This is a genomic window from Streptomyces sp. ISL-99 (genome assembly GCF_018614005.1).
Taxonomy (GTDB): Bacteria; Actinomycetota; Actinomycetes; order Streptomycetales; family Streptomycetaceae; genus Streptomyces; species Streptomyces flavidovirens.
Genome location: NZ_JAGGPC010000057.1, coordinates 48,234 through 71,182, shown reverse-complemented (window position 1 = coordinate 71,182; position 22,949 = coordinate 48,234). Strand labels below are relative to the sequence as shown.

General features: G+C 70.2%; 20 protein-coding genes. 11 read left to right on the top strand and 9 right to left on the bottom strand.

Annotated features, from left to right (window positions below; genetic code table 11):
* Positions 1–5: 5 nt before the first annotated feature.
* From J7E91_RS29635 to J7E91_RS29615, 5 genes are all read right to left on the bottom strand, one after another.
* Positions 6–1,712 carry an FAD-dependent monooxygenase gene (locus J7E91_RS29635; protein ID WP_214909782.1) on the bottom strand — a complete coding sequence of 569 codons (1,707 nt, stop codon included), beginning with the start codon at positions 1,710–1,712 and terminating at the stop codon, positions 6–8.
* 143 nt (positions 1,713–1,855) lie between these two features.
* A complete protein-coding gene (locus J7E91_RS29630; protein ID WP_214909780.1) occupies positions 1,856–2,821 on the bottom strand; it encodes an amino acid ABC transporter permease in 966 nt (321 codons plus the stop codon).
* A complete protein-coding gene (locus J7E91_RS29625) occupies positions 2,818–3,465 on the bottom strand; it encodes an amino acid ABC transporter permease (RefSeq protein WP_214909779.1) in 648 nt (215 codons plus the stop codon). The genes J7E91_RS29630 and J7E91_RS29625 overlap by 4 nt, the downstream gene beginning before the upstream one ends.
* A 114-nt stretch (positions 3,466–3,579) precedes the next feature.
* Entirely contained in the window at positions 3,580–4,494 is a 915-nt protein-coding gene (locus J7E91_RS29620; protein WP_214909778.1) for a glutamate ABC transporter substrate-binding protein, read from the bottom strand.
* A 37-nt stretch (positions 4,495–4,531) separates the two neighbouring features.
* Positions 4,532–5,317, bottom strand: coding sequence for an amino acid ABC transporter ATP-binding protein (locus J7E91_RS29615; protein WP_028814205.1), 786 nt, complete (start codon positions 5,315–5,317; stop codon positions 4,532–4,534).
* Positions 5,318–5,588: 271 nt separating this feature from the next.
* Between J7E91_RS29615 and J7E91_RS29610 the strand changes: the two genes are divergently transcribed.
* Together J7E91_RS29610 and J7E91_RS29605 are read left to right on the top strand one after the other, a co-directional pair.
* Positions 5,589–6,299 (top strand): response regulator transcription factor, encoded by a 711-nt coding sequence (locus tag J7E91_RS29610; protein WP_214909777.1) that lies wholly within the window; start codon positions 5,589–5,591, stop codon positions 6,297–6,299.
* A 6-nt stretch (positions 6,300–6,305) separates the two neighbouring features.
* On the top strand, positions 6,306–7,703 hold the full coding sequence (locus tag J7E91_RS29605; RefSeq protein WP_214909776.1) for a HAMP domain-containing sensor histidine kinase: 1,398 nt from the start codon (positions 6,306–6,308) through the stop codon (positions 7,701–7,703).
* Here the strand turns inward: J7E91_RS29605 and J7E91_RS29600 are convergent.
* Positions 7,693–8,688, bottom strand: coding sequence for a TAXI family TRAP transporter solute-binding subunit (locus J7E91_RS29600; protein ID WP_214909775.1), 996 nt, complete (start codon positions 8,686–8,688; stop codon positions 7,693–7,695). The two genes, J7E91_RS29605 and J7E91_RS29600, sit on opposite strands and share 11 nt — an antisense overlap.
* 70 nt (positions 8,689–8,758) lie before the next feature.
* On the opposite strand from J7E91_RS29600, the gene miaB reads away from it, so the two are divergent.
* A complete protein-coding gene (gene miaB, locus J7E91_RS29595) occupies positions 8,759–10,243 on the top strand; it encodes a tRNA (N6-isopentenyl adenosine(37)-C2)-methylthiotransferase MiaB (protein ID WP_214909774.1) in 1,485 nt (494 codons plus the stop codon).
* Positions 10,244–10,317: 74 nt separating this feature from the next.
* Entirely contained in the window at positions 10,318–11,049 is a 732-nt protein-coding gene (locus tag J7E91_RS29590) for a class III extradiol dioxygenase subunit B-like domain-containing protein (RefSeq protein ID WP_214909772.1), read from the top strand.
* Between the two features lie 103 nt (positions 11,050–11,152).
* Here the strand turns inward: J7E91_RS29590 and J7E91_RS29585 are convergent, their stop codons facing one another.
* Together J7E91_RS29585 and J7E91_RS29580 are read right to left on the bottom strand one after the other, a co-directional pair.
* Complete coding sequence (locus J7E91_RS29585) at positions 11,153–11,434, bottom strand: antitoxin (protein WP_214909771.1); 282 nt, start codon at positions 11,432–11,434, stop codon at positions 11,153–11,155.
* 24 nt (positions 11,435–11,458) lie between these two features.
* A complete protein-coding gene (locus tag J7E91_RS29580; RefSeq protein ID WP_308377495.1) occupies positions 11,459–11,665 on the bottom strand; it encodes a gliding motility protein in 207 nt (68 codons plus the stop codon).
* Positions 11,666–11,887: 222 nt separating this feature from the next.
* Here J7E91_RS29580 and miaA point away from each other — a divergent pair, with 222 nt between their 5' ends.
* The 6 genes from miaA (at position 11,888) to hflX (ending at position 19,946) form a co-directional block, all read left to right on the top strand.
* Positions 11,888–12,826, top strand: coding sequence for a tRNA (adenosine(37)-N6)-dimethylallyltransferase MiaA (gene miaA, locus J7E91_RS29575; RefSeq protein WP_214909767.1), 939 nt, complete (start codon positions 11,888–11,890; stop codon positions 12,824–12,826).
* A gap of 106 nt (positions 12,827–12,932) precedes the next feature.
* Positions 12,933–13,370: a hypothetical protein gene (locus J7E91_RS29570; RefSeq protein WP_214909818.1), complete on the top strand. Its 438-nt coding sequence runs from the start codon at positions 12,933–12,935 to the stop codon at positions 13,368–13,370.
* Between the two features lie 34 nt (positions 13,371–13,404).
* Positions 13,405–14,283 (top strand): diaminopimelate epimerase, encoded by an 879-nt coding sequence (gene dapF, locus J7E91_RS29565; protein ID WP_214909764.1) that lies wholly within the window; start codon positions 13,405–13,407, stop codon positions 14,281–14,283.
* Positions 14,284–14,482: 199 nt separating this feature from the next.
* Positions 14,483–16,606, top strand: coding sequence for a bifunctional (p)ppGpp synthetase/guanosine-3',5'-bis(diphosphate) 3'-pyrophosphohydrolase (locus tag J7E91_RS29560; RefSeq protein ID WP_214909762.1), 2,124 nt, complete (start codon positions 14,483–14,485; stop codon positions 16,604–16,606).
* A 126-nt stretch (positions 16,607–16,732) separates the two neighbouring features.
* The gene (locus J7E91_RS29555; protein WP_214909761.1) at positions 16,733–18,298 is read left to right on the top strand and encodes a M1 family metallopeptidase; all 1,566 of its coding nucleotides are present in this window, start codon (positions 16,733–16,735) and stop codon (positions 18,296–18,298) included.
* Positions 18,299–18,446: 148 nt separating this feature from the next.
* Positions 18,447–19,946 carry a GTPase HflX gene (hflX, locus tag J7E91_RS29550; RefSeq protein WP_214909760.1) on the top strand — a complete coding sequence of 500 codons (1,500 nt, stop codon included), beginning with the start codon at positions 18,447–18,449 and terminating at the stop codon, positions 19,944–19,946.
* 88 nt (positions 19,947–20,034) lie between these two features.
* Here the strand turns inward: hflX and J7E91_RS29545 are convergent, their stop codons facing one another.
* A complete protein-coding gene (locus J7E91_RS29545; protein WP_214909759.1) occupies positions 20,035–21,258 on the bottom strand; it encodes a serine protease in 1,224 nt (407 codons plus the stop codon).
* A gap of 294 nt (positions 21,259–21,552) precedes the next feature.
* Here J7E91_RS29545 and J7E91_RS29540 point away from each other — a divergent pair, with 294 nt between their 5' ends.
* Positions 21,553–22,944, top strand: a complete 1,392-nt coding sequence (locus tag J7E91_RS29540; protein ID WP_214909758.1) for a diaminobutyrate--2-oxoglutarate transaminase family protein — start codon at positions 21,553–21,555, stop codon at positions 22,942–22,944.
* Positions 22,945–22,949 lie beyond the last annotated feature (5 nt).

Here is a 22,949-nt window from a genome sequence, read left to right as displayed (position 1 = left end):
GGCGGTCAATTGATGTCCGCAGTCCGGTCGGTCAGGTCAGTCCGGTCGGTCCGGTCAGTCCGGTCGGCCCGATCAGTCCCGTCGGAGCGCCCGGACTTCGCGGTGACCTTCGCTTCCCCGGAACGCTGCGGACCCGGCCCCGCCTGCGCCGACACCGGCGGTCCCCCACGAGCCGCGTCCGCCGCCGCGTACAGCTCGGCCGGCCGCACCCCTTGGAACGCCGCGACCAGATGCCCGTCCGGCCGCACCAGCAGCACGGTGTGGGCCGACGCCCCGGGGTAGCCCTCCGTGACCAGCAGCTCGGCGCGCACCGGCAGCGCCGTCACCGCCGCCGCCAGCCGCGGCATCACCCCCGCGGTCATCCAGTGCCGCCGGTCCCACACGCCGGTCCCCGGCGCGACCAGCACCACCAGCTGCCGCCCCCGCCCCAGCCGGTCCCGCAGCCGCACCGTCGCGCCGTCGGGCGCCGTCACCCGTACGTCCGCCACCGGCCCACCCAGGGGCGTACCGACCAGCGTCTGCGCCTCGGCGTGCGGGGGCGCGAGCGGAGAGTGCGTGTACGCGGAAGGCGCCCCCAGCGCCCCGCGCCCCAGGTGCCCGTCCGTGAGCAGGGAGTCGTGCCCGCGCGTGGTGCCGGGGAGGTACGTCCGCAGCCCGCTGCCGCGCAGGACCGGCAGCGCCTGGTCGGCGGCGCGCAGGCGCGCGGCGACGGCCGTACGCCGCTCCGCCTGGTAGCTGTCGAGCAGCGTCTGTGACGCGCCCAGGTGCCACGCCTGCGCCAGCTTCCAGGCCAGGTTGTCGATGTCCCGCAGCCCTTCGTCGAGGCCCTGCGTCCCGAGCGCCCCGAGCAGGTGGGCGGCGTCCCCCGCCAGGAACGCGCGTCCCACCCGCCACTTCCGGGCCAGCCGGTGGTGCAGTGTGTAGACGCCGGTGTCGATCAGCTCGTACGGAGGTGTCTCACCGCACCAGCCGGCCAGCGTGTCCCGGACGCGTGCCACCAGCGCCTCGGGCGTGACGAGTTCGCCGCGCGGCGGCAGCAGCCAGTCGAGCCGCCACACGCCGTCCCGCAGCGGACGGGCGGTCACTTCCTGCCCGCCCGTCCGCCACGGCGGCATGCGGTGCAGCAACGCTTCGCCGTCCCAGGGCAGTTCCGTACGCAGCGCGGCGACGGCGTGCCTCTCGACCGCCGTGCGTCCCGGAAAGCGGATGTCGAGGAGCTTGCGCACCGTCGACCTCGCCCCGTCGCACCCGACCAGGAAGCTGCCGCGCCACCAGGTGGCCCCCGGCTCTCGGGTGTGCGCGGTGACTCCGGTGTCGTCCTGCTCGATGGTGTCGAGGCGCTCGTGCGCAACGATCCGCACGAGCTCCTGCGCCGCGACGGCGTCCCGCAGCCCGCGCGTCAGGTCGTGCTGCGGCAGGTGCACGGGGGAGGGCAGATCATCGTCGTCGCCAAAACGAATCTCCCTGACGTCCTGATTGCGCCGCATCGACCGCCATCCGGCCCAGCGCGTACCGTCGTCACGGACCGTCGCACAACCGAGCCGCTCCGCCAGATCCGCCGTGTCGGCCCGCAGGACGGCCGTACGCGCCGTGCGGGGCTCGTCCTTGCCGGCCCCCTCGTCGAGTACGACGGAGGGCACCCCGTGGCCCGCGAGAGCCAGCGAGAGGGCCAGTCCGACCGGACCCGCCCCCACGACGATCACCGGGTCCACGGCGCGTCCCCTCCAGTCCGTACGGACATGCGGGAAGTGGCAGTTGGAACCCGGTGCACGATCACAGAACGTATGCAACCCACTGCGGGTGCTTGCGTCAAGTGACAGAGGCAGCGGCGCGGTGGCCGCTGCCTCACATTTCGTCAGTTCTTCTTCGGCGCAGACCCTTCGGTGCCTTCGGTCCTGCCTTCCACGTGCGGTCCGAGCGGCCCGCCGCCGGCGTCGAGCACTCCGGGTGCCTCCAGCGGTTCGGCAGCGGCGGCCGGCACGATGCCGGTCTTGGCGAGGCTGCCGCGCTTCTCGATCCAGGTGGCTAGGGAGGACAGCGCCATGCACATCGCGACGTAGATGGCACCCACGACGATGACGACCGAGACATACGGATTGTCGTCATTGACGATCGTGTTGTTGGCCAGCGTCCGGGCCACGAACAGTAGCTCCCCGTACGTGATGATGTAGCCGAGGGAAGTGTCCTTGAGGGTCACCACGAGCTGGCTGATGATCGTCGGCAGCATGGAGCGGACGGCCTGCGGGATCAGCAGCATAGTCATGACCTGCGACTTGCGCAGACCCAGGGCGTAGGCCGCCTCGACCTGCCCCTTGGGCACGGCGTTGACACCGGCCCGCAGGACCTCGGCCTGGACGCACGCGTTGTACACGGTCAGTCCGATGACCAGAGCCCAGTACGCCGAACTCTCACCGATGAAGCCGAGGCTGTCCTTGTACGTGAGGAACAGGACCCACAGGGCGTAAATGGTGATCAGCAGCGGGATGGCCCGGAACAACTCGATGAACCCGGTGGCCACCAGGCTTACGGGACGGTGGTCGGAAAGCCGCGCCACAGCAAGCAGCACACCCAGGACCAGCGACAGCACTGCCGCCACCGCGAAGACCTGAAGGGTGGACAGGATGCCGTCGCGCAGGCTCGTCCGGACGCCGGCGTAGTTGAAGATGTCCCACATCTCGGGCGCGAGGTGACCGCGGTCCGCCAGCCGGAAGACCGCGAAACCGATCAGCCCCAGGATCAGCAGGGACCCGACCACGCTGTAGATGCGGTTACGTACCCGGGCGTTGGGACCCGGGGCGTCGTACAGGACGCTCGAACTCATCGTGCGACCTCCAGGCGCCGCTCGAGCAGCCGGAAGAGACCGCTGATGGTGAAGGTGATGACCAGGTAGCCGAGGGCCACCCAGAGGAAGATCCAGGCGATCGCGAAGCCCTTGTCACTGAGCAGCTTCTGCACACCGAACAACTCGGTGACACTGAAGGCGCCCGCGATCGCCGAGTTCTTGGTGAGCGCGATGAAGATGCTGCTCAGCGGCGGGACCACGACGCGCGTGGCCTGCGGCAGGACGATCATGCGCAGCGTCTGGAAGAACGTCATGCCCAGCGAACGGGCGGCTTCGGCCTGGCCGAGCGGCACCGTACTGACACCGGACCTGACGGCCTCGCAGACGAACGCGGAGGTGTAGAAGCCGAGCGCCAGCAGGGCCTTGACCCACGGGTTCATGCCGGCGCCGAAGACGGCGGGCACCACGAACCAGACGACGAGGAACAGCAGCGTCAGCGGGGTGTTGCGGAAGAGTGTGACCCAGGCGGTGCCGAAGAACCGCAGCGGCGGTACGGGAGAGACACGGAAACCGGCCATGACGACGCCCAGCACCATCGCGAGCAGCGCACTGGCGGCGGTGAGCAGCACGGTTCCTATGAAGCCGTCACGGAACTCCGGCAAGTGGTCGAGCAATACATTCACGGGGAAGTCCTCGTGGGCGGCAGCAGCGGACGGGCAGGGGACGCCGTGCCCCGTACGCTCCCCTCAAGCGCGTACGGGGCACGGAAAGTCACCACCGAAGACAGACGGCGGTTATCAGTAGCGCTCGAGCGCCGGCGGCTCGGTGAACGCGGAGCCGGAGAGACCGAGCGTCGCGTCGTACGCCTTCTTGTAGTCGCCGTTCTTGATGTGCGCCTCGACGGCCTTGGTGACCGCCTCGCGCAGCACCTTGTCGTCCTTGCTCATGCCGATGCCGTACGGCTCCTTGGTGAACGGCTTGCCGACCACCTCGAGCTTCGTCGGACGCTGGGCGGCGTAGCCCTTGAGGATCGCGTCGTCGGTCGTGACGGCGTCGACCTCCTTGTTGATGAGCTGCTGCACGCACTCGGAGTACTTCGACAGCTCGACGGTCTTCGCGCCGTACTTCGGCTTCTTGATCTCCTGGAGCGGTGTAGAGCCGACGATCGAGCAGACCTTCTTGCCCTTGAGGGAGTCGGGTCCGGTGATCGTGCTGTCGTCCTTGCGGATCAGGAGGTCGGCGCCCGCCATGAAGTACGGACCGGCGAAGCCGACCTGCTTCTTGCGCTCGTCGTTGATCGTGTACGTACCGACGTAGAGGTCGACGTCACCCTTCGAGATGGTCGTCTCACGGACACCGGAGTCGACCGTCTTGAAGGTGATCTGGTCGGGCGAGAAGCCGAGGTCGGCGGCGACCATCTTGGCGATCTCGATGTCGAAGCCGGAGCGCTTGCCGTCGGTGTCCTCGAAGCCGAGGTACGGCTGGTCGTTCTTGGCACCGAAGACGATCTTGCCGGCCTGCTGGGCCTTCTTCAGTGTCGGCGAGTCGAGCTTGACGTCCTTGGCGACCGTGTACGTCGGAAGCTTGGGGGCGTCCTTGCCGCCGGTCGGGCCCTTCGGCTTGTCACCCGCGGTGCCGGACTCGCCGCCACAGGCGGTCGCGGTCAGGGCGAGCACAGCAATGGCAACGGCGGCCGTTTTGCGGAGCTTCATCGTGAACATCCCTTATGTCGTAGGTCGTCGTTGGTCGTCAGTGGTGAAGGATCTTCGACAGGAAGTCCTTGGCCCGGTCGCTGCGCGGGTTGCTGAAGAACTGGTCGGGCGTGGCCTCTTCGACGATCTTGCCGTCCGCCATGAAGACGACGCGGTTGGCCGCCGAGCGCGCGAAGCCCATCTCGTGGGTGACGACGACCATCGTCATGCCGTCGCGTGCCAGCTGCTGCATGGCCTCCAGCACCTCGTTGATCATCTCGGGGTCGAGCGCCGAAGTGGGCTCGTCGAAGAGCATGACCTTGGGGTCCATCGCCAACGCCCGCGCGATCGCGACACGTTGCTGCTGGCCTCCGGAGAGCTGTGCCGGGTACTTGTCGGCCTGCGAGCCGACCCCCACCCGGTCGAGCAGGGTGCGCGCCTTCTCCTCCGCCGCCTTCTTGTCCGCCTTGCGGACCTTGATCTGGCCCAGCGTGACGTTCTCCAGCACCGTCTTGTGTGCGAAGAGGTTGAACGACTGGAAGACCATGCCGACGTCGGCACGCAGCCGCGCGAGCTCCTTGCCCTCCTGGGGCAGCGGCTTGCCGTCGATCGCGATCGCACCGGAGTCGATCGTCTCCAGGCGGTTGATGGTGCGGCACAGCGTGGACTTTCCGGACCCGGAGGGTCCGATGACGACCACGACCTCGCCACGGGCGATGGTCAGGTCGATGTCCTGGAGCACATGCAGCGCGCCGAAGTGCTTGTTGACGTTGCTCAGCACGACCAGGTCGTCGGCTGCGGGGGCAGCGTCATCGGCGGCCTTGGTCACTGAAACTCCGCTCATCGGCTTCTTGCTCCGTCCTCCTCGGTTGGGGAGGACCCTAGTCAGCCGTTACGACCAGCGTCATTACATCTGAGCGGAAATTGAGCATAACGATCCGGCTGCAACCGGACACTCCGCGTGAACGGGACTCCGGCCGGGGATACCGGCTCCATAACGGAACATGCCCGTAACGGGAAGGGTCTTGACTGGACCGTGACGCATCGGCGTTTATGCCATGAGGCATATTGCGCGGAGATCTGTTCACAGAGAGTTCACCGGAGGGGGAGGTGCCATGAGACTGCTGCTCGTCGAGGACGACGACCACGTCGCGGCGGCCCTCTCCGCCATCCTCGTCCGCCACGGCTTCCAGGTCGTCCACGCCCGCAGCGGCGAGGAGGCGATCCAGGCGCTCCTGCCGGCCGAGAAGGAGCCCTTCGGGGTCGTCCTGCTCGACCTCGGCCTGCCCGACCAGGACGGGTACGAGGTGTGCGGCAAGATCCGCAAGCGCGGAGACACCCCGGTCATCATGGTGACCGCGCGGGCGGACGTACGCTCCCGCATCCACGGCCTCAACCTCGGCGCCGACGACTACGTCGTGAAGCCGTACGACACCGGCGAACTGCTCGCCCGTATCCACGCCGTCAGCCGGCGCAAGGCGACGGGCGAGGCGCCCCCGGTGCCCGGCGACGACTCGGCGCTGCGGCTCGGCGGCGTACGCATCGAGCTGCCCACGCGCCGCGTCAGCGTCGCCGGCAGCGAAGTCCAGCTCACGCGCAAGGAATTCGACCTGCTCGCCCTCCTCGCGCAGCGCCCCGGCGTCGTCTTCCGCCGGGAACAGATCATCAGCGAAGTGTGGCGTACGAGCTGGGAAGGAACCGGCCGCACCCTGGAAGTGCATGTGGCCTCCCTGCGCTCCAAGCTGCGGATGCCCGCGCTCATCGAGACCGTGCGCGGTGTCGGCTACCGGCTCGTCGTCCCGGCCGCGTCGGTACAGGGCCCGTAACCCCACGTGCGCACCCGCCTCCTCCCGCTGCTCATCGTCCTGCTCGCGGGCATCCTGCTCGCGCTGGGCCTGCCCCTCGCGGTGAGCGTGGCGGCCGCGCAGCAGCAGCGGGTGGTCGTCGACCGGATCGACGACACGGCGCGCTTCGCGGCGCTCGCCCAGTTCGTCACCGAACGCACGGAGAGCGGCCAGGACGAGCGCCGCAGGACGCTGGAGACCGAACTCGCCAGCTACAGCCAGGTGTACGGGATCAGGGCGGGCGTCTTCTACCGCGACAAGTGGCCGATGGCGAGCGCGCCCGAGAACTGGGCCGTTCCCGAGAGCGGCGAGGCACAGGACGCCTTCCAGGAAGCGCTCTACAAGCGCCGCAGCCATGACCCGGCCCAGGTGTGGCCCTGGCAGGAAGGGCGCCTCGTCGTCGCCTCACCGGTCGTACGGGACGGTGACGTGGTCGCGGTCGTGGTCACCGATTCGCCGACCGGGCAGATGCGTTCGCGGATCCTGCGCGACTGGCTGCTGATCGCGGCGGGCGAGGCCGCGGCGATGCTGGTCGCGGTCGGCGCCGCGTTCCGGCTGACCGGTTGGGTGCTCAGGCCCGTACGCGTCCTGGACGCGGCCACCCACGGCATAGCGACCGGACTGATGAACTCGCGGGTCGCGGTGGCCGGCGGCCCGCCGGAACTCAGGCGCCTGGCCCGCTCGTTCAACGAGATGGCGGACAACGTCGAAGAAGTGCTGGAGCAGCAGCGCGCCTTCGTCGCCGACGCCTCCCATCAGCTGCGCAACCCGCTGTCCGCCCTGCTCCTGCGTATCGAGCTGCTCTCCCTCGAACTGCCCGAGGGCAACGAGGAGATCGCCTCCGTCCGGACGGAGGGCAAGCGCCTCGCCCAGGTCCTCGACAGCCTCCTGGGCCTGGCGCTGGCCGAACAGGCCCCCGCCCACCTCCAGCTCATCGACATCGGGGATCTGGTCACCGAGCGGGTCGCCGCCTGGCGCCCCCTGGCGGACGACAAGGGCGTACACCTCACCCGGGAAGGCCCCGAGGCTGTCACCGCCTGGGGCGACCCCGTGGCGCTCTCCAGCGCCCTGGACGCGGTGATCGACAACGCCCTGAAGTTCACACCGGAGGGCGAGGCGGTCGAAGTCGCGGTCGCACCGAACGGGGAGTCCTGCACGATCACCGTCGCCGACGGCGGCCCCGGCCTGGCCGACGACGAACTGGAACGCGTCGGCGACCGCTTCTGGCGCAGCACCCGCCACCAGAACGTCAGCGGCTCGGGCCTCGGCCTGTCCATCTCACGGGCCCTGCTGCTCGCGGGCGGCGGCACCATGTCGTACGCCCGCAACGAGCCCCACGGGCTGCGCGTGACCCTCCAGGTCCCGCGCACCGGGCCTACGGCTTGACCGAGCGGTAGTAGCGCTGCGCGCCCTCGTGCAGCTCCAGCGGATCGGTGTAGATGGCGGTCCGCAGATCCACCAGCTGCGCCGCGTGCACCTTCTTGCCGATGCGGTCCCGGCTCCGTATGACCGTACGGGTGAGCCCCTCCGTCAGCCGCGCGTCCGTGGCGTCCGTGGTCACCAGCAGATTGGCGACCGCCACCGTCGGCACGGCCTCCCCGTCCTGGGCCTCCGGATACGCGTCGGCAGGCATCACGGCGGACCGGTAGTGGCGCGAGGGGCCTGCCTCCGCGTGCAGCTCGTCGACCAGGTCACCCAGGGGCACGAGCCGGATGTCGAAACGCTTCGACAGGTCCTTGACCGCGGTGGTCGGCAGGCCGCCGGACCAGAAGAACGCGTCGATCGTGCCCTTCATCAGCCGCTCGGGCATGGTGTCGATGCCGATGGACACCGGAGTGATGTCCTGCTCGGGATCGAGCCCCGCGGCGGTGAGCAGCCGGTTCGACACGAGCCGTACGCCCGAGCCGTCCTGTCCCACGGCGACCCGCTTGTTCCGCAGACCGGCCGCGGAGCGCACCGTGGAACGCTTCGGCACGACGAGCTGCACGTAGTCGTCGTACAGCCGCGCGCAGCCGCGCAGCCGGTAACCCCCCGGCAGGCCGTCCCGCCGGTACTGCGCCACGGCGTCCGTGGTGGCGATGGCGAAATCGGCCTGCCCGTTCACCAGCCGGGCGAGGTTCTGCCGCGAGCCCTCGCTCGTCCGCAGGTCCATGGCGACGCGGGGGAGATCGCGGGCGACCTCCTTGTCCAGGAGCTCGCCGTAGCGCTGGTAGACCCCGGTCGTCACGCCCGTACTGAACGTGATCCTCCCGCGCGGCGAGGACTCCTCGATCGGCAGGAGCCACCACAGCAGCAGTCCGGTCACCACGAGTGCGGCGACGGACCCCTGGAGGGCGCGGCGGCGGCTGATGCGGGGGAGAGCCTGGAGCATGCGCGCGATCCTGCCAGTTCACTCCCCTCGGGGACCAGGGGGTGCCCGGCCCCGTACCCTGGTGTACGAGATGAGCGAGAAGACATACGAGGTGCGCACTTACGGGTGCCAGATGAACGTCCACGACTCCGAGCGGCTCTCGGGTCTCCTGGAGGGCGCGGGGTACGTGCGGGCGCCGGAGGGCTCCGACGGTGACGCCGATGTCGTCGTCTTCAACACCTGCGCGGTGCGGGAGAACGCCGACAACAAGCTGTACGGCAACCTCGGCAGGCTCGCCCCGATGAAGACCAAGCGGCCGGGCATGCAGATCGCCGTGGGCGGCTGCCTCGCCCAGAAGGACCGCGACACCATCGTCGAGAAGGCCCCCTGGGTCGACGTGGTCTTCGGCACGCACAACATCGGCAAGCTGCCGGTGCTGCTGGAGCGCGCCCGCGTCCAGGAAGAGGCGCAGGTCGAGATCGCCGAGTCGCTGGAGGCGTTCCCCTCCACGCTGCCGACGCGCCGCGAGAGCGCGTACGCCGCCTGGGTGTCCATCTCCGTCGGGTGCAACAACACCTGCACCTTCTGCATCGTCCCGGCGCTGCGCGGCAAGGAGAAGGACCGCAGGACCGGCGACATCCTCGCCGAGATCGAGGCGCTGGTCGCCGAGGGCGTATCCGAGATCACCCTGCTCGGCCAGAACGTCAACGCCTACGGCTCCGACATCGGTGACCGCGAGGCGTTCTCCAAGCTGCTGCGCGCCTGCGGGAAGATCGAGGGCCTGGAGCGCGTGCGCTTCACGTCGCCGCACCCGCGCGACTTCACGGACGACGTGATCGCCGCGATGGCCGAGACACCGAACGTCATGCCGCAGCTGCACATGCCGCTGCAGTCCGGCTCGGACACCGTGCTGAAGGCGATGCGCCGCTCGTACCGCCAGGAGCGCTTCCTCGGCATCATCGAGAAGGTGCGCGCCGCGATGCCGCACGCCGCCATCTCCACCGACATCATCGTGGGCTTCCCCGGCGAGACCGAGGAGGACTTCGAGCAGACCATGCACACGGTCCGCGAGGCGCGCTTCGCGCAGGCCTTCACCTTCCAGTACTCCAAGCGCCCCGGCACGCCGGCCGCCACCATGGAGGACCAGATCCCCAAGGAGGTCGTCCAGGAGCGCTACATGCGCCTGGTCGCCCTCCAGGAGGAGATCTCCTGGGAGGAGAACAAGAAGCAGGTCGGCCGGACCGTGGATGTCATGGTCGCCGAGGGCGAGGGCCGCAAGGACGGCGCCACGCACCGCCTCTCCGGGCGCGCCCCCGACAACCGTCTGGTCCACTTCACGAAGCCGGACGAGGACGTACGTCCCGGTGACGTGGTGACGGTGGAGATCACGTACGCAGCGCCGCACCACCTGCTCGCCGAGGGCCCCGCCAGGGCGGTACGCCGCACCCGCGCGGGCGACGCCTGGGAGAAGCGCACCGCCCAGCCGCAGCAGGGCGCCGGCGTTCTTCTGGGGCTGCCGAAGATCGGCGTACCGGAGCCGCTGCCGGCGGCCACGGGCGGCTGCTCCGTCCAGTAGCAGGCGATCGCCGCACAGAGCCGCCCGGCAGCAGCCCCGGAGTCCGATTCCGCCGGGGTACTAGGCTGCCGGGCATGCTTGTCGCCGCCGCCGTGTGCCCCTGTCCGCCGCTCCTGGTACCCGAGGTCGCCTCGGGCGCCGCACCGGAACTCGACGCCGCACGGGCGGCTTGCGCGGACGCTCTGGGGACGCTGGCGGCCTCCCGCCCGGACCTGCTCGTGGTGGTCGGCTCCGCGACCGGGGACGGCACCGGAACGTACCGCCAGGGGACCAGGGGCAGCTTCAAGGGCTTCGGCGTGGATTTCGAGACGTTCCTGGCAGCGGCGGACATGCCGGAAAGCAGCGTCCCCGTAAGCGTCGCGAACAGCGAGCTTCCCCCGTCGCTCGCGGTGGGTGCCTGGCTGCTCTCCCGTACGCGGTGGGATGCCCCAGTGGAGGGGTTCCACGTCGGGGAACGGCTGCCAGGCGTTCAGTGCGCGCAGGAGGGCCGGGAACTGGCCGCGCGGGCGGAGCGGGTCGCCCTTCTCGTGATGGGCGACGGCAGCGCCTGCCGGACGCTCAAAGCACCGGGGTATCTGGACGAACGGGCCGAGGGCTTCGACACGGCGGCGGCGCGCGCGCTGGGCGCGGCCGACACGGCCGCTCTGGCGGCCCTGGACGAGCCTCTGGCGTACGAACTCAAGGCGGCGGGAAGGGCGCCCTGGCAGGTCCTCGCGGGCGCCGCCGAGGGCGCCGGCCTCGACGGGAAGGTGCTGTACGAGGACGCCCCCTACGGCGTCGGGTACTTCGTCGCCGTCTGGTCCTGAGAGGCCGTCCGGTCCCCAGAGGCACCGGAAAGCACGGGGACGGCCGTGGAGCGATGTGCGCTCCACGGCCGTCCGCCGTTGCTGCCGGTCAAGAGGCCGTTGGTCAGCCGGCCGCAGGGGGAGGCGGCGGCGGCGTGGTGCCCGTACCGGTGCCTCCGGTTCCGCCGGTCCCGTCGCCCTTGTGCGCGATGCGGTCCAGGGCCTGCTTCGCCTTGCCCGTGCCCGACTCGATCTGACTGCTGTACTTGCCCTTGGTCTTGCTGTCGACCGCCTTGGCGGCCTTGCTCAGGCCCTGCTCGATCTTGCCCTCGTGCTGCTGCGCGAGGTCCGAGACCCTTTCCTTCGCAGGAGCAAGCTTGGCCTTCAACGAATCCAGGAAGCCCATGGATCACCTTCGCTCTTCGGGGGACTACTTACGGGCGCTCTCTCCGGCCTCATTGTCCGCCGCTTCGTCCGCGGACTGCTGCTTGGGGATGTCCACGTTCTCCGCCGCGGTGGCCTCGGAATCCCCGGCGCCCTTCTCGGCCCCGCTTTCCGGCCCTTCCGCCGCGGCTTCCTCCGGAGTGTCGGCCGTCAGAGTGGCGGCCTGCGCCTCCTCGCTTGACTCCTCCGCCACAGCCTTGGACCTGCGGCTAAACCGTGCAAAAACGCCCATATCTGCTCCATACATTACTCGTGTGGGCGAAATCCCGCGCCCGACCGGAGCGTCTCATTGCGTCGCCCGGGGGCGCCGGTCCGTAAACCGGCGGTCGGAACCTCGCAACAGGCAACGAACCCGGCCGCGTGCCGTCACGTAACTCGTTCGGGGAGGGGGCGTGGGGTTTGCGAGACTGTGCGAGTGAGAACTGCAGCTCCCGCACCGCGGGTCATCGCCGTTGTCGGCCCCACGGCAGCCGGAAAGTCCGATCTGGGCGTCGCCCTCGCCCAGCATTTCGGCGGGGAAGTCGTCAACGCCGACTCCATGCAGCTCTACCGGGGGATGGACATCGGCACCGCCAAACTGACGCCCGAGGAGCGCGGCGGCATTCCGCACCATCTCCTCGACATCTGGGACGTCACCGAGGCGGCGAGCGTCGCCGAGTACCAGAGGCTCGCCCGCGCGGAGATCGACCGGCTGCTTGCCGAGGGCCGCACGCCCGTCCTCGTCGGCGGCTCCGGCCTGTACGTACGGGGCGCCATCGACGCCCTCGAATTCCCCGGCACCGACCCGGCGGTACGAGCCCGCCTGGAGGAGGAGCTGGAGCTGCGCGGCCCGGGCGCCCTGCACGCGCGGCTCGCCGCCGCCGACCCCGACGCGGGGCGCGCGATCCTGCCGAGCAACGGCCGGCGCATCGTCCGTGCACTCGAAGTGATCGAAATCACCGGGAAGCCGTTCACGGCCAATCTGCCCGGCCCCGACTCGGTGTACGACACCGTCCAGATCGGCGTCGACGTCGCCCGCCCCGAGCTCGACGAGCGCATCACGGTGCGGGTCGACCGCATGTGGGAAGCCGGCCTTGTGGACGAGGTGCGCACCCTGGAGGCGCAGGGGCTCCGGGAGGGGCGTACGGCGGCCCGCGCCCTTGGCTATCAGCAGGTGCTGGCCGCGCTGGCCGGGGACTGCACCGAGGAGGAGGCGCGCGCCGAGACCGTACGCGCCACCAAGCGGTTCGCACGCCGCCAGGACTCGTGGTTCCGGCGGGACCCGAGGGTCCACTGGCTGAGCGGCGCGGCCGAGAACCGCGCGGAACTCCCGCATCGGGCTCTGGCGTTGGTCGAACGAGCGGTTACAGCCTGATCACGTGATGGCATCGGGACGCTCCGCCCGTCATTCGGGTGCCCGGGCGCGTGCCATCATCAAGCTTCGATCGACCAGTGAGTCCAAGTTGGGAGGGCGCGTGGCGATGGAAGCCGGCCCTCGTGACACAGCACAGGACGAACCGGACCGTTTGAGCCCCGACGGGCCCGACGACCAGGACGGGGCACCCGAAACCGGGACGGGTCCCGAGGTCGAGGTCGAGCTGCGCCCGCAGCGACGCCTGCGGATCTGGCAGCTCGCGCCGATCGTGGGACTCGCCGCCATGGGCTCCCTGATGTTCGCCTTCCCCCTGGCCTTCGAGTTCGGTGACGGCGGAGCGGTCGTCGCCATGCTGGGACTGCTCATCAGCTGCTGCGCCGCCGGCTGGGGCATGATGGCCGCCCGCCGCGTGGGACACACCTGGCCGGGCCTGCCCTCCAAGGAGTCCGGCAAGCGCCCCGACTGGCGGGTGATCGTGCTGTACGTCGTCGTGGCGGCCGGCATTGTCGCGCTGGCCGTCTGGCGCGTGGCCCGCCTGCGCTGACCGGCTGTCGTACCCGCCCCGTACGATTGACGCCGTGAGCACCTCGCCGATCACCTTCCTCAAGGGCCACGGGACCGAGAACGACTTCGTGATCGTCCCCGACCCGGACAACAGCATCGACCTGCCCCCGTCCCTCGTCGCGAGACTGTGCGACCGCAGGGCCGGCATCGGCGGCGACGGACTGCTGCATGTCGTACGGTCCGCCGAGCACCCCGAGGCCCGGTCGATGGCCGACGCGGCCGAGTGGTTCATGGACTACCGCAACGCGGACGGCTCGATCGCCGAAATGTGCGGCAACGGCGTCCGCGTCTTCGCCCGCTACCTTCAGCGCGCGGGTCTCGTCGGCGGGGGCGACCTGGCCATCGCCACGCGCGGCGGCGTCAAGCTGGTGCACATCGCCAAGGCGGACTCCGGCGGCGGCATCACCGTTTCCATGGGCCGGGCCGTCCTCCCCGAGGGCGATGTCACCGTCTCCGTGGGGGCCCGTGACTGGTCCGCCCGCAATGTGAACATGGGAAACCCGCACGCCGTCGCCTTCGTCGACGACCTGGAGCACGCCGGTGATCTGTTCACCGCACCGCCCTTCAGCCCCGCCTCCGCGTACCCGGACGGCGTCAACATCGAGTTCGTCGTCGACCGCGGTCCGCGCCACGTCGCCATGCGCGTGCACGAGCGCGGCTCGGGCGAGACCCGCTCCTGCGGTACGGGCGCGTGCGCCGTGGCCGTCGCGGCCGCCCGCAGGGACGGCGCCGATCCCGCCGTCACCGGCGAGCCCGTGACGTACACCGTGGATGTCCTTGGCGGCCGTCTGGTGATCACCGAGCGGCCCGACGGGACCATCGAGATGACCGGGCCCGCCGTGATCGTCGCCGAGGGCACCATCGACGCGGACTGGATCGCTCCGGCGGCGTAGGCCCCGTAGCACCGCGCGCCCCTCACGCCCCGTACGACCAGCAGGAAACGGGCATCGCATAGAGCTTCGCTCGAATGGGTGATCCGGTTCACGCTGGGCGAGAGCGGGACTGCGCGGCGTGGTGGGCTCGGTAGCATCAAGCACCGGCCGGGACGTGGGTCCACGCGTCCACCGCCGGTCGAAGCTGCCGGAGGTGCCCATGAGTGCAGAGGCCGCCAACCCAGGCGCCACCAGTCGCAGGCGTGGCCGCACCAGGCTCGATCTCCGCAGGATCGGCCGGGTCGCACTGCTCGGCCCCACCTCGCGCGACCGGCTGCCCGACGCGATCGGCCACGTCGCGGACGCCCACCGCGCCCACCATCCCGACGCGGACCTCACCATCCTGCACCGGGCGTACGTACTGGCCGAGTCGTCGCACCGCGGCCAGATGCGCAAGAGCGGCGAGCCGTACATCACGCACCCGCTGGCCGTCACGCTGATCCTCGCCGAACTCGGCGCCGAGACCACCACGTTGACCGCGGCGCTCCTGCACGACACCGTCGAGGACACCGATGTGACGCTCGAACAGGTGCGGTCGGAGTTCGGCGAGGAGGTCTGTTACCTCGTCGACGGTGTGACGAAGCTGGAGAAGGTCGACTACGGCGCCGCCGCCGAACCGGAGACCTTCCGCAAGATGCTCGTCGCCACCGGCAACGACGTCCGGGTCATGTCGATCAAACTCGCCGACCGGCTGCACAACATGCGCACCCTCACCGTGATGCGCCCCGAGAAGCAGGCCCGGATCGCCAGGGTCACCCGCGACGTCCTGATCCCGCTCGCCGAACGGCTCGGCGTACAGGCCCTGAAGACCGAGCTGGAAGACCTGGTCTTCGCGATCCTCCACCCCGAGGAGTACGAGCACACGCGCGCCCTCATCGCGGCGGACGCGAGCGCGGGCGACCCGCTGAACACCATCGCGGACGAGGTCAGGAAGGTGCTGCGGGAGGCGGGCCTGGCCGCCGAAGTACTCGTCAGGCCGCGGCACTTCGTCTCCGTGCACCGGGTCAGGCTCAAACGCGGCGAACTGCGCGGCACGGACTTCGGACGGCTGCTGGTGCTCGTCGCCGAGGACGCCGACTGCTACGGCGTACTGGGCGAACTGCACACCTGCTTCACGCCGGTCATCTCCGAGTTCAAGGACTTCATCGCGGCGCCCAAGTTCAACCTCTACCAGTCGCTGCACACGGCCGTCGCGAGCCCGGACGGCGAGGTGGCCGAAATCCTCATCCGCACGCACCAGATGCACAAGGTGGCGGAGGCGGGCGTCGTCGCTCTCGGCAACCCGTACACGCCGACCGACGGGGCCGAACCCGCCGTCGAGGGCGAGCGCGCCGACCCCACCCGGCCCGGCTGGCTGTCCCGGCTGCTGGAGTGGCAGGAGTCCACGCCCGACCCCGACACCTTCTGGACATCGCTGCGCGCGGACCTGGCAGAGGACCGGGAGATCACCGTGTTCCGCTCGGACGGCGGCACGCTGGGGCTGCCGGCCGGTGCGAGCTGCGTGGACGCCGCGTACGCGCAGTACGGCGAGACGGCGCACCGCTGCATCGGCGCGCGGGTCAACGGCCGCCTGGCGACGCTCAGTACGGTGCTCAGCGACGGTGACACGGTGCAGCTGCTGCTCGCCCACGACATCGGCTCGGGGCCCTCGCCGGAGTGGCTCGACCACGCTCGTACGCCCGCCGCGCGCATCGCCATCACCAGCTGGCTGTCGGCCCACTCCCAGGACGAGGCACCCGCCTCCGGAGGTCCGGGAGGCGGGCCGCGGGAGTCCAGGCCGGCGGGAGGGAGCGCCGTTCCGGCGCCCGGCATCGGTGCCTCGGTGCCGCGGGGCGCCGAGAACGTCGTCGTGGACCTGCCGGACGCGACCGTACGGCTCGCGGGCTGCTGTACGCCCGTACCGCCCGACGCCGTCACGGGATTCGCGGTGCGCGGCGGCGTCGTCACCGTGCACCGCGAGGAGTGCCCCGCGGTGGGCCGGATGCAGGCGCGCGGGCGGGAGCCCGTCGGCGTGCGCTGGCTGGCCACGGGCGACTGCCGGGTCACCCTGGTCGCCGAGTCCTTCGGCCGCCCGCGGCTCCTCGCCGACCTCACCGAGGCCATCGCCACCGCCGGCGCGGCGGTCGTCTCGGCCACCGTGGAACCGCCGAGCGAGCAGCGCGTACGGCACACCTACACGCTCCAGCTCCCCGACGCCGCGGGGCTCCCCGCGCTGATGCGCGCCATGCGCGCGGTGCCGGGCGTGTACGACGTGAGCCGCGCCCAGCATCCCGCGACCGCCTGACCCGGACCACCGCCCGGCCCGTACCCCTGCCTGACGGGCCACCGCCTGACCGAACGCACCGCTCTTTCGAGTGGGAGCTTCGCGTGCCGTCACGGCGGCCGCCGACCGCACTGATAGCGGTAAGTCATGATGATCACCTCACGGCGCCTGCGTGCCGCCCTGCTGGCCGCCGCATCGGCCACCCTCGTCGCCGCGACCGTGCCCGCGCCCGCACCACCGGTGGCGCTCGGCATCGGCGATCCGCTGTTCCCGCACCTGGGGAACCCCGGATACGACGTTCGCGCGTACGACATCTCCTTCACGTACCGCGGAAGCAACAGCAAGCCCCTGGACGCCGTCACGAAGATCGACGCGCTGGCCACGGAGCGGCTCGACCGCGTCAACCTCGACTTCTCGCGCGGCACCGTCGCGTCGGTCGAGGTCAACGGCGAGCGCGCGGCGTTCGCGACGGCGGGGGAGGACCTGATCGTCACGCCCCGGGAGCCGGTGCACGAGGGACGGCCCCTGCACATCACCGTCCGGCACACCAGCGATCCCAGCCCCAAGGAGGGCCCGGACGGAGGCTGGGTACGTACGCGCGACGGCCTCGCCATGGCGAACCAGGCCGACGCGGCGCACCGGGTGTTCCCGTGCAACGACCACCCCGCGGACAAGGCACTCTTCACGTTCCGTGTCACCGCGCCGAAGGGCATGACCGCGGTCGCCAACGGGCTGCCGGTGGGAGAGCGTGAGAAGGCGGCGGACGGCGCCACCTGGACGTACCGGACCAGGCATCCCATGGCGACCGAACTCGCCCAGGTGTCTGTCGGCCGGTCGACCGTGGTGCACAGGAGCGGACCGAACGCCCTTCCCCTGCGCGACGTCGTGCCCACCGCCGACCGGGCGCGGCTCGAACCGTGGCTGAAGAAGACACCGGGGCAGCTCGAATGGATGGAGCGGCAGGTCGGCCGCTATCCGCTCGAGACGTACGGGCTGCTCATCGCCGACGCGGACACCGGATTCGAGCTGGAGACACAGACGCTGTCACTCTTCGAGCGGTCACTTTTAACCCGCTCCGACCTGCCCGCCTGGTACGTCGAATCGATCATGGTGCACGAACTGGCCCACCAGTGGTTCGGCAACAGCGTCTCACCGCGCTCCTGGTCCGACCTGTGGCTCAACGAAGGGCACGCCACCTGGTACGAGGCCCAGTACGCCGAGGACCACGCGAAGCGTCCGCTGGAGGCGAGGATGCGTCAGGCGTACGTGCAGTCGGACGCGTGGCGGGCCCAGGGAGGCCCGCCCGCCGCTCCCCGGAGCCCCGCACCGGGAAAGAAGATCAGCCTCTTCAGGCCGGTCGTCTACGACGGAAGCGCACTGGTGCTGTACGCGCTGCGCCAGGAGATCGGAAAGGACGCCTTCGGGCAGCTGGAGCGGCGGTGGGTCAGCGGTCACCGTGACACCAGCGCGACGACGGACGACTTCACGAGCCTCGCCTCGGAGATCGCGGGCCGGGATCTGTCCGGCTTCTTCAAGGAGTGGCTGTACGGGAAGAAGACGCCGCCCATGCCCGGGCACCCGGACTGGCGCAGCGAGTCCGGCAAGGCGGCAGGCAAGGCGGCAGGAAAGGCTGCGGGCAGGGGGACCGCCAAGGCTGCGGCCAAGGCGGTTCCGGTGCGTGGACAGGTGCGAGAACACTGGGAGCGGGCATAAACCGGAGTGACGGCCCGGGGCGCACCGTGCCACTATCAACGGGTCTGCGGCGCTGCCGGGACGGGGGACTCCGGACACCTCGGGAATCTTCCGGCCACGTCACGCGTTGTGACCGATGCAACCGACTTTCTATCGACGTAAGGATCCAATGACCTCCTCTTCTTCCGCTTCCAAGGACGCACAGAGCTTCACGGAGAACGTGACCGAGAGCCTTCGGGCCGATGCCCTGATGGAAGAGGACGTCGCCTGGAGCTACGAAGTCGACGAGGAGCGGGACGGCGACCAGTTCGAGCGCTCCGACCGTGCGGCGCTTCGACGTGTGGCCGGCCTCTCCACCGAGCTCGAAGACGTAACCGAAGTCGAGTACCGGCAGCTGCGCCTGGAGCGTGTGGTGCTCGTCGGCGTCTGGACCTCGGGAACCGTGCTCGACGCCGAGAACTCGCTGGCCGAGCTGGCGGCTCTCGCCGAGACCGCGGGCGCCCTCGTGCTCGACGGTGTCGTACAGCGTCGTGACAAGCCGGACCCGGCCACGTACATCGGCTCGGGCAAGGCGATCGAGCTGCGCGACATCGTGATCGAGACCGGGGCCGACACCGTCGTCTGCGACGGTGAGCTCAGTCCCGGCCAGCTCATCCACCTCGAAGACGTCGTCAAGGTCAAGGTGGTCGACCGCACCGCCCTGATCCTCGACATCTTCGCCCAGCACGCCAAGTCCCGAGAGGGCAAGGCCCAGGTCGCGCTCGCGCAGATGCAGTACATGCTGCCTCGGCTGCGCGGCTGGGGTCAGTCGCTGTCCCGGCAGATGGGCGGCGCCGGTTCCGGTGGTGGCGGCGGTATGGCCACCCGTGGTCCCGGTGAGACCAAGATCGAGACCGACCGGCGTCGGATCCGCGAGAAGATGGCGAAGATGCGCCGGGAGATCGCGGAGATGAAGACCGGTCGCGACATCAAGCGCCAGGAACGCAAGCGCAACCAGGTGCCTTCGGTCGCGATCGCCGGATACACGAACGCCGGCAAGTCCTCGCTGCTCAACCGCCTCACGGGCGCGGGCGTGCTGGTGGAGAACGCGCTGTTCGCCACCCTCGACCCGACCGTGCGCCGGGCGGAGACCCCGAGCGGACGGGTCTACACGCTCGCCGACACCGTCGGATTCGTACGGCACCTGCCGCACCACCTCGTCGAGGCGTTCCGCTCCACGATGGAGGAGGTCGGGGAGGCCGACCTGATCCTGCACGTGGTGGACGGCGCGCACCCGGCGCCTGAGGAGCAGCTGGCGGCCGTGCGCGAAGTGATCCGTGATGTCGGCGCGCTGGATGTGCCGGAGATCGTGGTGATCAACAAGGCGGACGCGGCAGATCCGGTCGTACTGCAGCGGCTGCTGCGTATCGAGCGTCACGCGATCGCGGTGTCCGCCCGTACGGGCGCGGGCATGGCGGAACTGCTGGCGTTGATCGACTCCGAGCTGCCCCGGCCCGAGGTCGAGATCGAGGCTCTCGTGCCGTACACGCACGGCGGGCTGATCTCGCGGGCACACGCCGACGGCGAGGTGATCTCCGAGGAGCACACCGGCGAAGGCACGCTGATCAAGGTACGGGTGCACGAGGAGCTGGCGGCGGACCTGGCGCCGTTCGTACCGGCGACTCGCTGACCGGGGCCCGCTCCGGAGCCGTACAGGAACAGAGCAAAGCCCGAAGGCCGCCCCCTCACGACGAGGGGGCGGCCTTCGGGCTTGCGCTCTACTGGTTGGCGAACTTCCCGCTCACCGAGTCGTAGATCGTCTTGGCTTCCGCGCCCAGGCGCGGACCGGCCAGCCAGCCGGCCGTCACCGGGCCGATCGAGGTGTTGGAGACCAGTGCGGGCTTGCCGTCCTGGCCGGTTGCCGTCCAGCCGCCACCGGAGGAGCCCCCGGTCATGGTGCAGCCGATGCGGTACATCGTCGGGTCGCCGGCCTTGATGGACAGGCGCCCCGGCTTGTCCGCGCACTGCAGCTGCTTCTGGCCGTCGAAGGGCGGAGCGGCCGGGTAACCGGTCGCCGTCATGCTCGCGATCTCGGGTGCGGCCGGCGCGTTGAACTCCACCGGAAGGGCCGAACCGACCGTCTCCTCAAGGGACTTGCCGCTGCCCTTCTCCGGGGTGACGTGCAGCACCGCGAAGTCGTACGGAGCGCCTTCGCCGCCGGTCGGGCCGCCCTGGGCGATCCACTGCGCGGACGTCTGCGCCCAGTCGCCCCACCACACGCCGTGCGGAGTGATTTCGTTCTCGTTCTTGGGCGCGGCGTCGAGCTCGGCGGCCGACTTGCCGGTGTTGTTGTACGACGGGACGAAGGCGATGTTGCGGTACCAGCCGCCCTTCTTGCCGGCGTGCACGCAGTGGCCGGCCGTCCACACCATGTTGGACTTGCCGGGGTGTGCCGGGTCCTTGATGACGGTCGCGGAGCAGACCATCGAACCTTCGGGCCCGTCGAAGAAGAGCTTCCCGGACTCGGGGGTGCTCGCCGTGTACGGGGTCTTCACGGGCACCGCCTCGACGGGCGCGGGCGTCGGGTCGGTGACACCCTCGTCGCCGGAGATGTCGGGAGCCACCGGCCTGTCGGGCTCCTCCGCCTCCCGCATGCGGTCCGCGTCCCAGAGGTCCTCGATGATCGGGTTGATGTAGTCCTCGGCCTCGCGGAGCCAGTCGTCCCTGCTCCAGTCCTTCCAGGCGCCGCCCTTCCACTTGTCCAGGTCGACACCGTGCTCCTTGAGCCGGTCCTTCAGATCGTCGGGGATGACGATCTTGTCGTCGGTGGCCTGACTGGCGGAGGCGCTCGGCTCGCCGCCCGCGTTGTCCTCGGCCGGACCGCAGGCGGTGGCGGTCAGGGCGAGGGCGGCGGCGAGGCCGACAGCGGCAAGTGCGGGGGACGTTCGGCGACGCGCGCTCCTTCCGCCACGTGCTGCGATGGTCGGGCGAATGGGTCGCATGTCTTGATCCCCCTGGGACTTCGAAATCTTCTTCAGCGAACTCTGCACACGTTGTGCACCCCGACGGCGGACCTCCGGGCCGGAGTGCGGTCCCCACTATGCCGGTGCCGATGGGGACGGCGCGCGGCAGGGCCGCGGTTCCCCCGACGTAAGGATCTTCTTATTGCCCGTGATCCCCCGCCGCCACTGTCGTTGGTACGTACGGGGGACGCAGGGTCGGTGTTCAGCCCTGACGGGCACGCACTTACAGACACTGCGAGCGACGGAAGTTTCACCGCGGGAGGACCAACAGACGTGGCCGTGACCGAACCTGCCGCCGCGGTGCTGAGCGCCGCGCACGAGGGGATCCTGAGACGCCAGTCGCTGCGCGAATCGTCCGCCCGTACGTACGCGCGATCGCTGCCCATCGTTCCCGTGCGTGCGCGCGGCCTGACGATCGAGGGAGCGGACGGACGTCGCTATCTCGACTGCCTTTCGGGCGCCGGGACCCTGGCCCTCGGTCACAACCACCCTGTGGTCCTGGAAGCCATCAAGGGGGTCATCGACTCCGGCGCCCCGCTCCATGTGCTCGACCTCGCGACCCCCGTCAAGGACGCGTTCATCACTGAGCTGTTCGCGACGCTGCCGCGCGGGCTCGCCGACAACGCGCGGGTGCAGTTCTGCGGCCCGGCCGGTACGGACGCGGTCGAGGCCGCGCTCAAACTCGTACGCACCGCCACCGGGCGCAGCGGACTGCTGGCCTTCACCGGGGCGTACCACGGCATGACGGCGGGCGCCCTCGACGCCTCGGGCGGTGCGCAGGACGTACGGGTGACGCGACTGCCCTATCCGTACGACTACCGGTGCCCCTTCGGTGTGGGCGGCGAACGCGGCGCCGAACTCTCCGCCCGCTGGACCGAGAACCTTCTCGACGATCCCAAGAGCGGCGTGGCGCACCCGGCCGGGATGATCCTTGAACCGGTGCAGGGGGAGGGCGGGGTGATTCCCGCACCGGACGAGTGGATGCGGCGGATGCGCCGGATCACGGCGGACCGCTCCATCGCGCTGATCGCCGACGAGGTACAGACCGGCGTCGGCAGGACCGGCGCTTTCTGGGCGGTCGAGCACAGCGGAATCGTGCCCGATGTGATGGTTCTGTCCAAGGCCATCGGCGGCAGCCTTCCACTGGCCGTGGTGGTCTACCGGGCCGATCTCGACGTCTGGGAGCCGGGCGCCCACGCCGGTACGTTCCGCGGCAACCAGCTCGCCATGGCGGCGGGCGCCGCCACCCTGGCGTACGTACGCGAGAACCGGCTCGCCGAGCGCGCCGCCGTGCTCGGCGCACGCATGATGGGCCAGTTGCAGGGCCTGGCCGCCGACCACCCCTGCATCGGGAACGTACGCGGCCGGGGACTGATGATCGGCATCGAACTCGTCGACCCCGACGCCGCACCCGGCGACGAAAGCCGTACGTCCACGGGCGTACCCCCGGCGGCGTCCGCTCTGGCCGCCGCAGTCCAGCAGGAGTGTCTGGAACGCGGACTCATCGTCGAGCTCGGCGGGCGTCATGCCGGCGTCGTCCGTCTGCTGCCTCCTCTCACCCTCACCGATGAACAGGCCTCGGCGGTCCTCGACCGTCTGGCCGACGCCCTGTCCGCCGCCGAACGCTCTCCGTACCACCGGCAACAGACCGGGCTGTCGAACTGACCCCG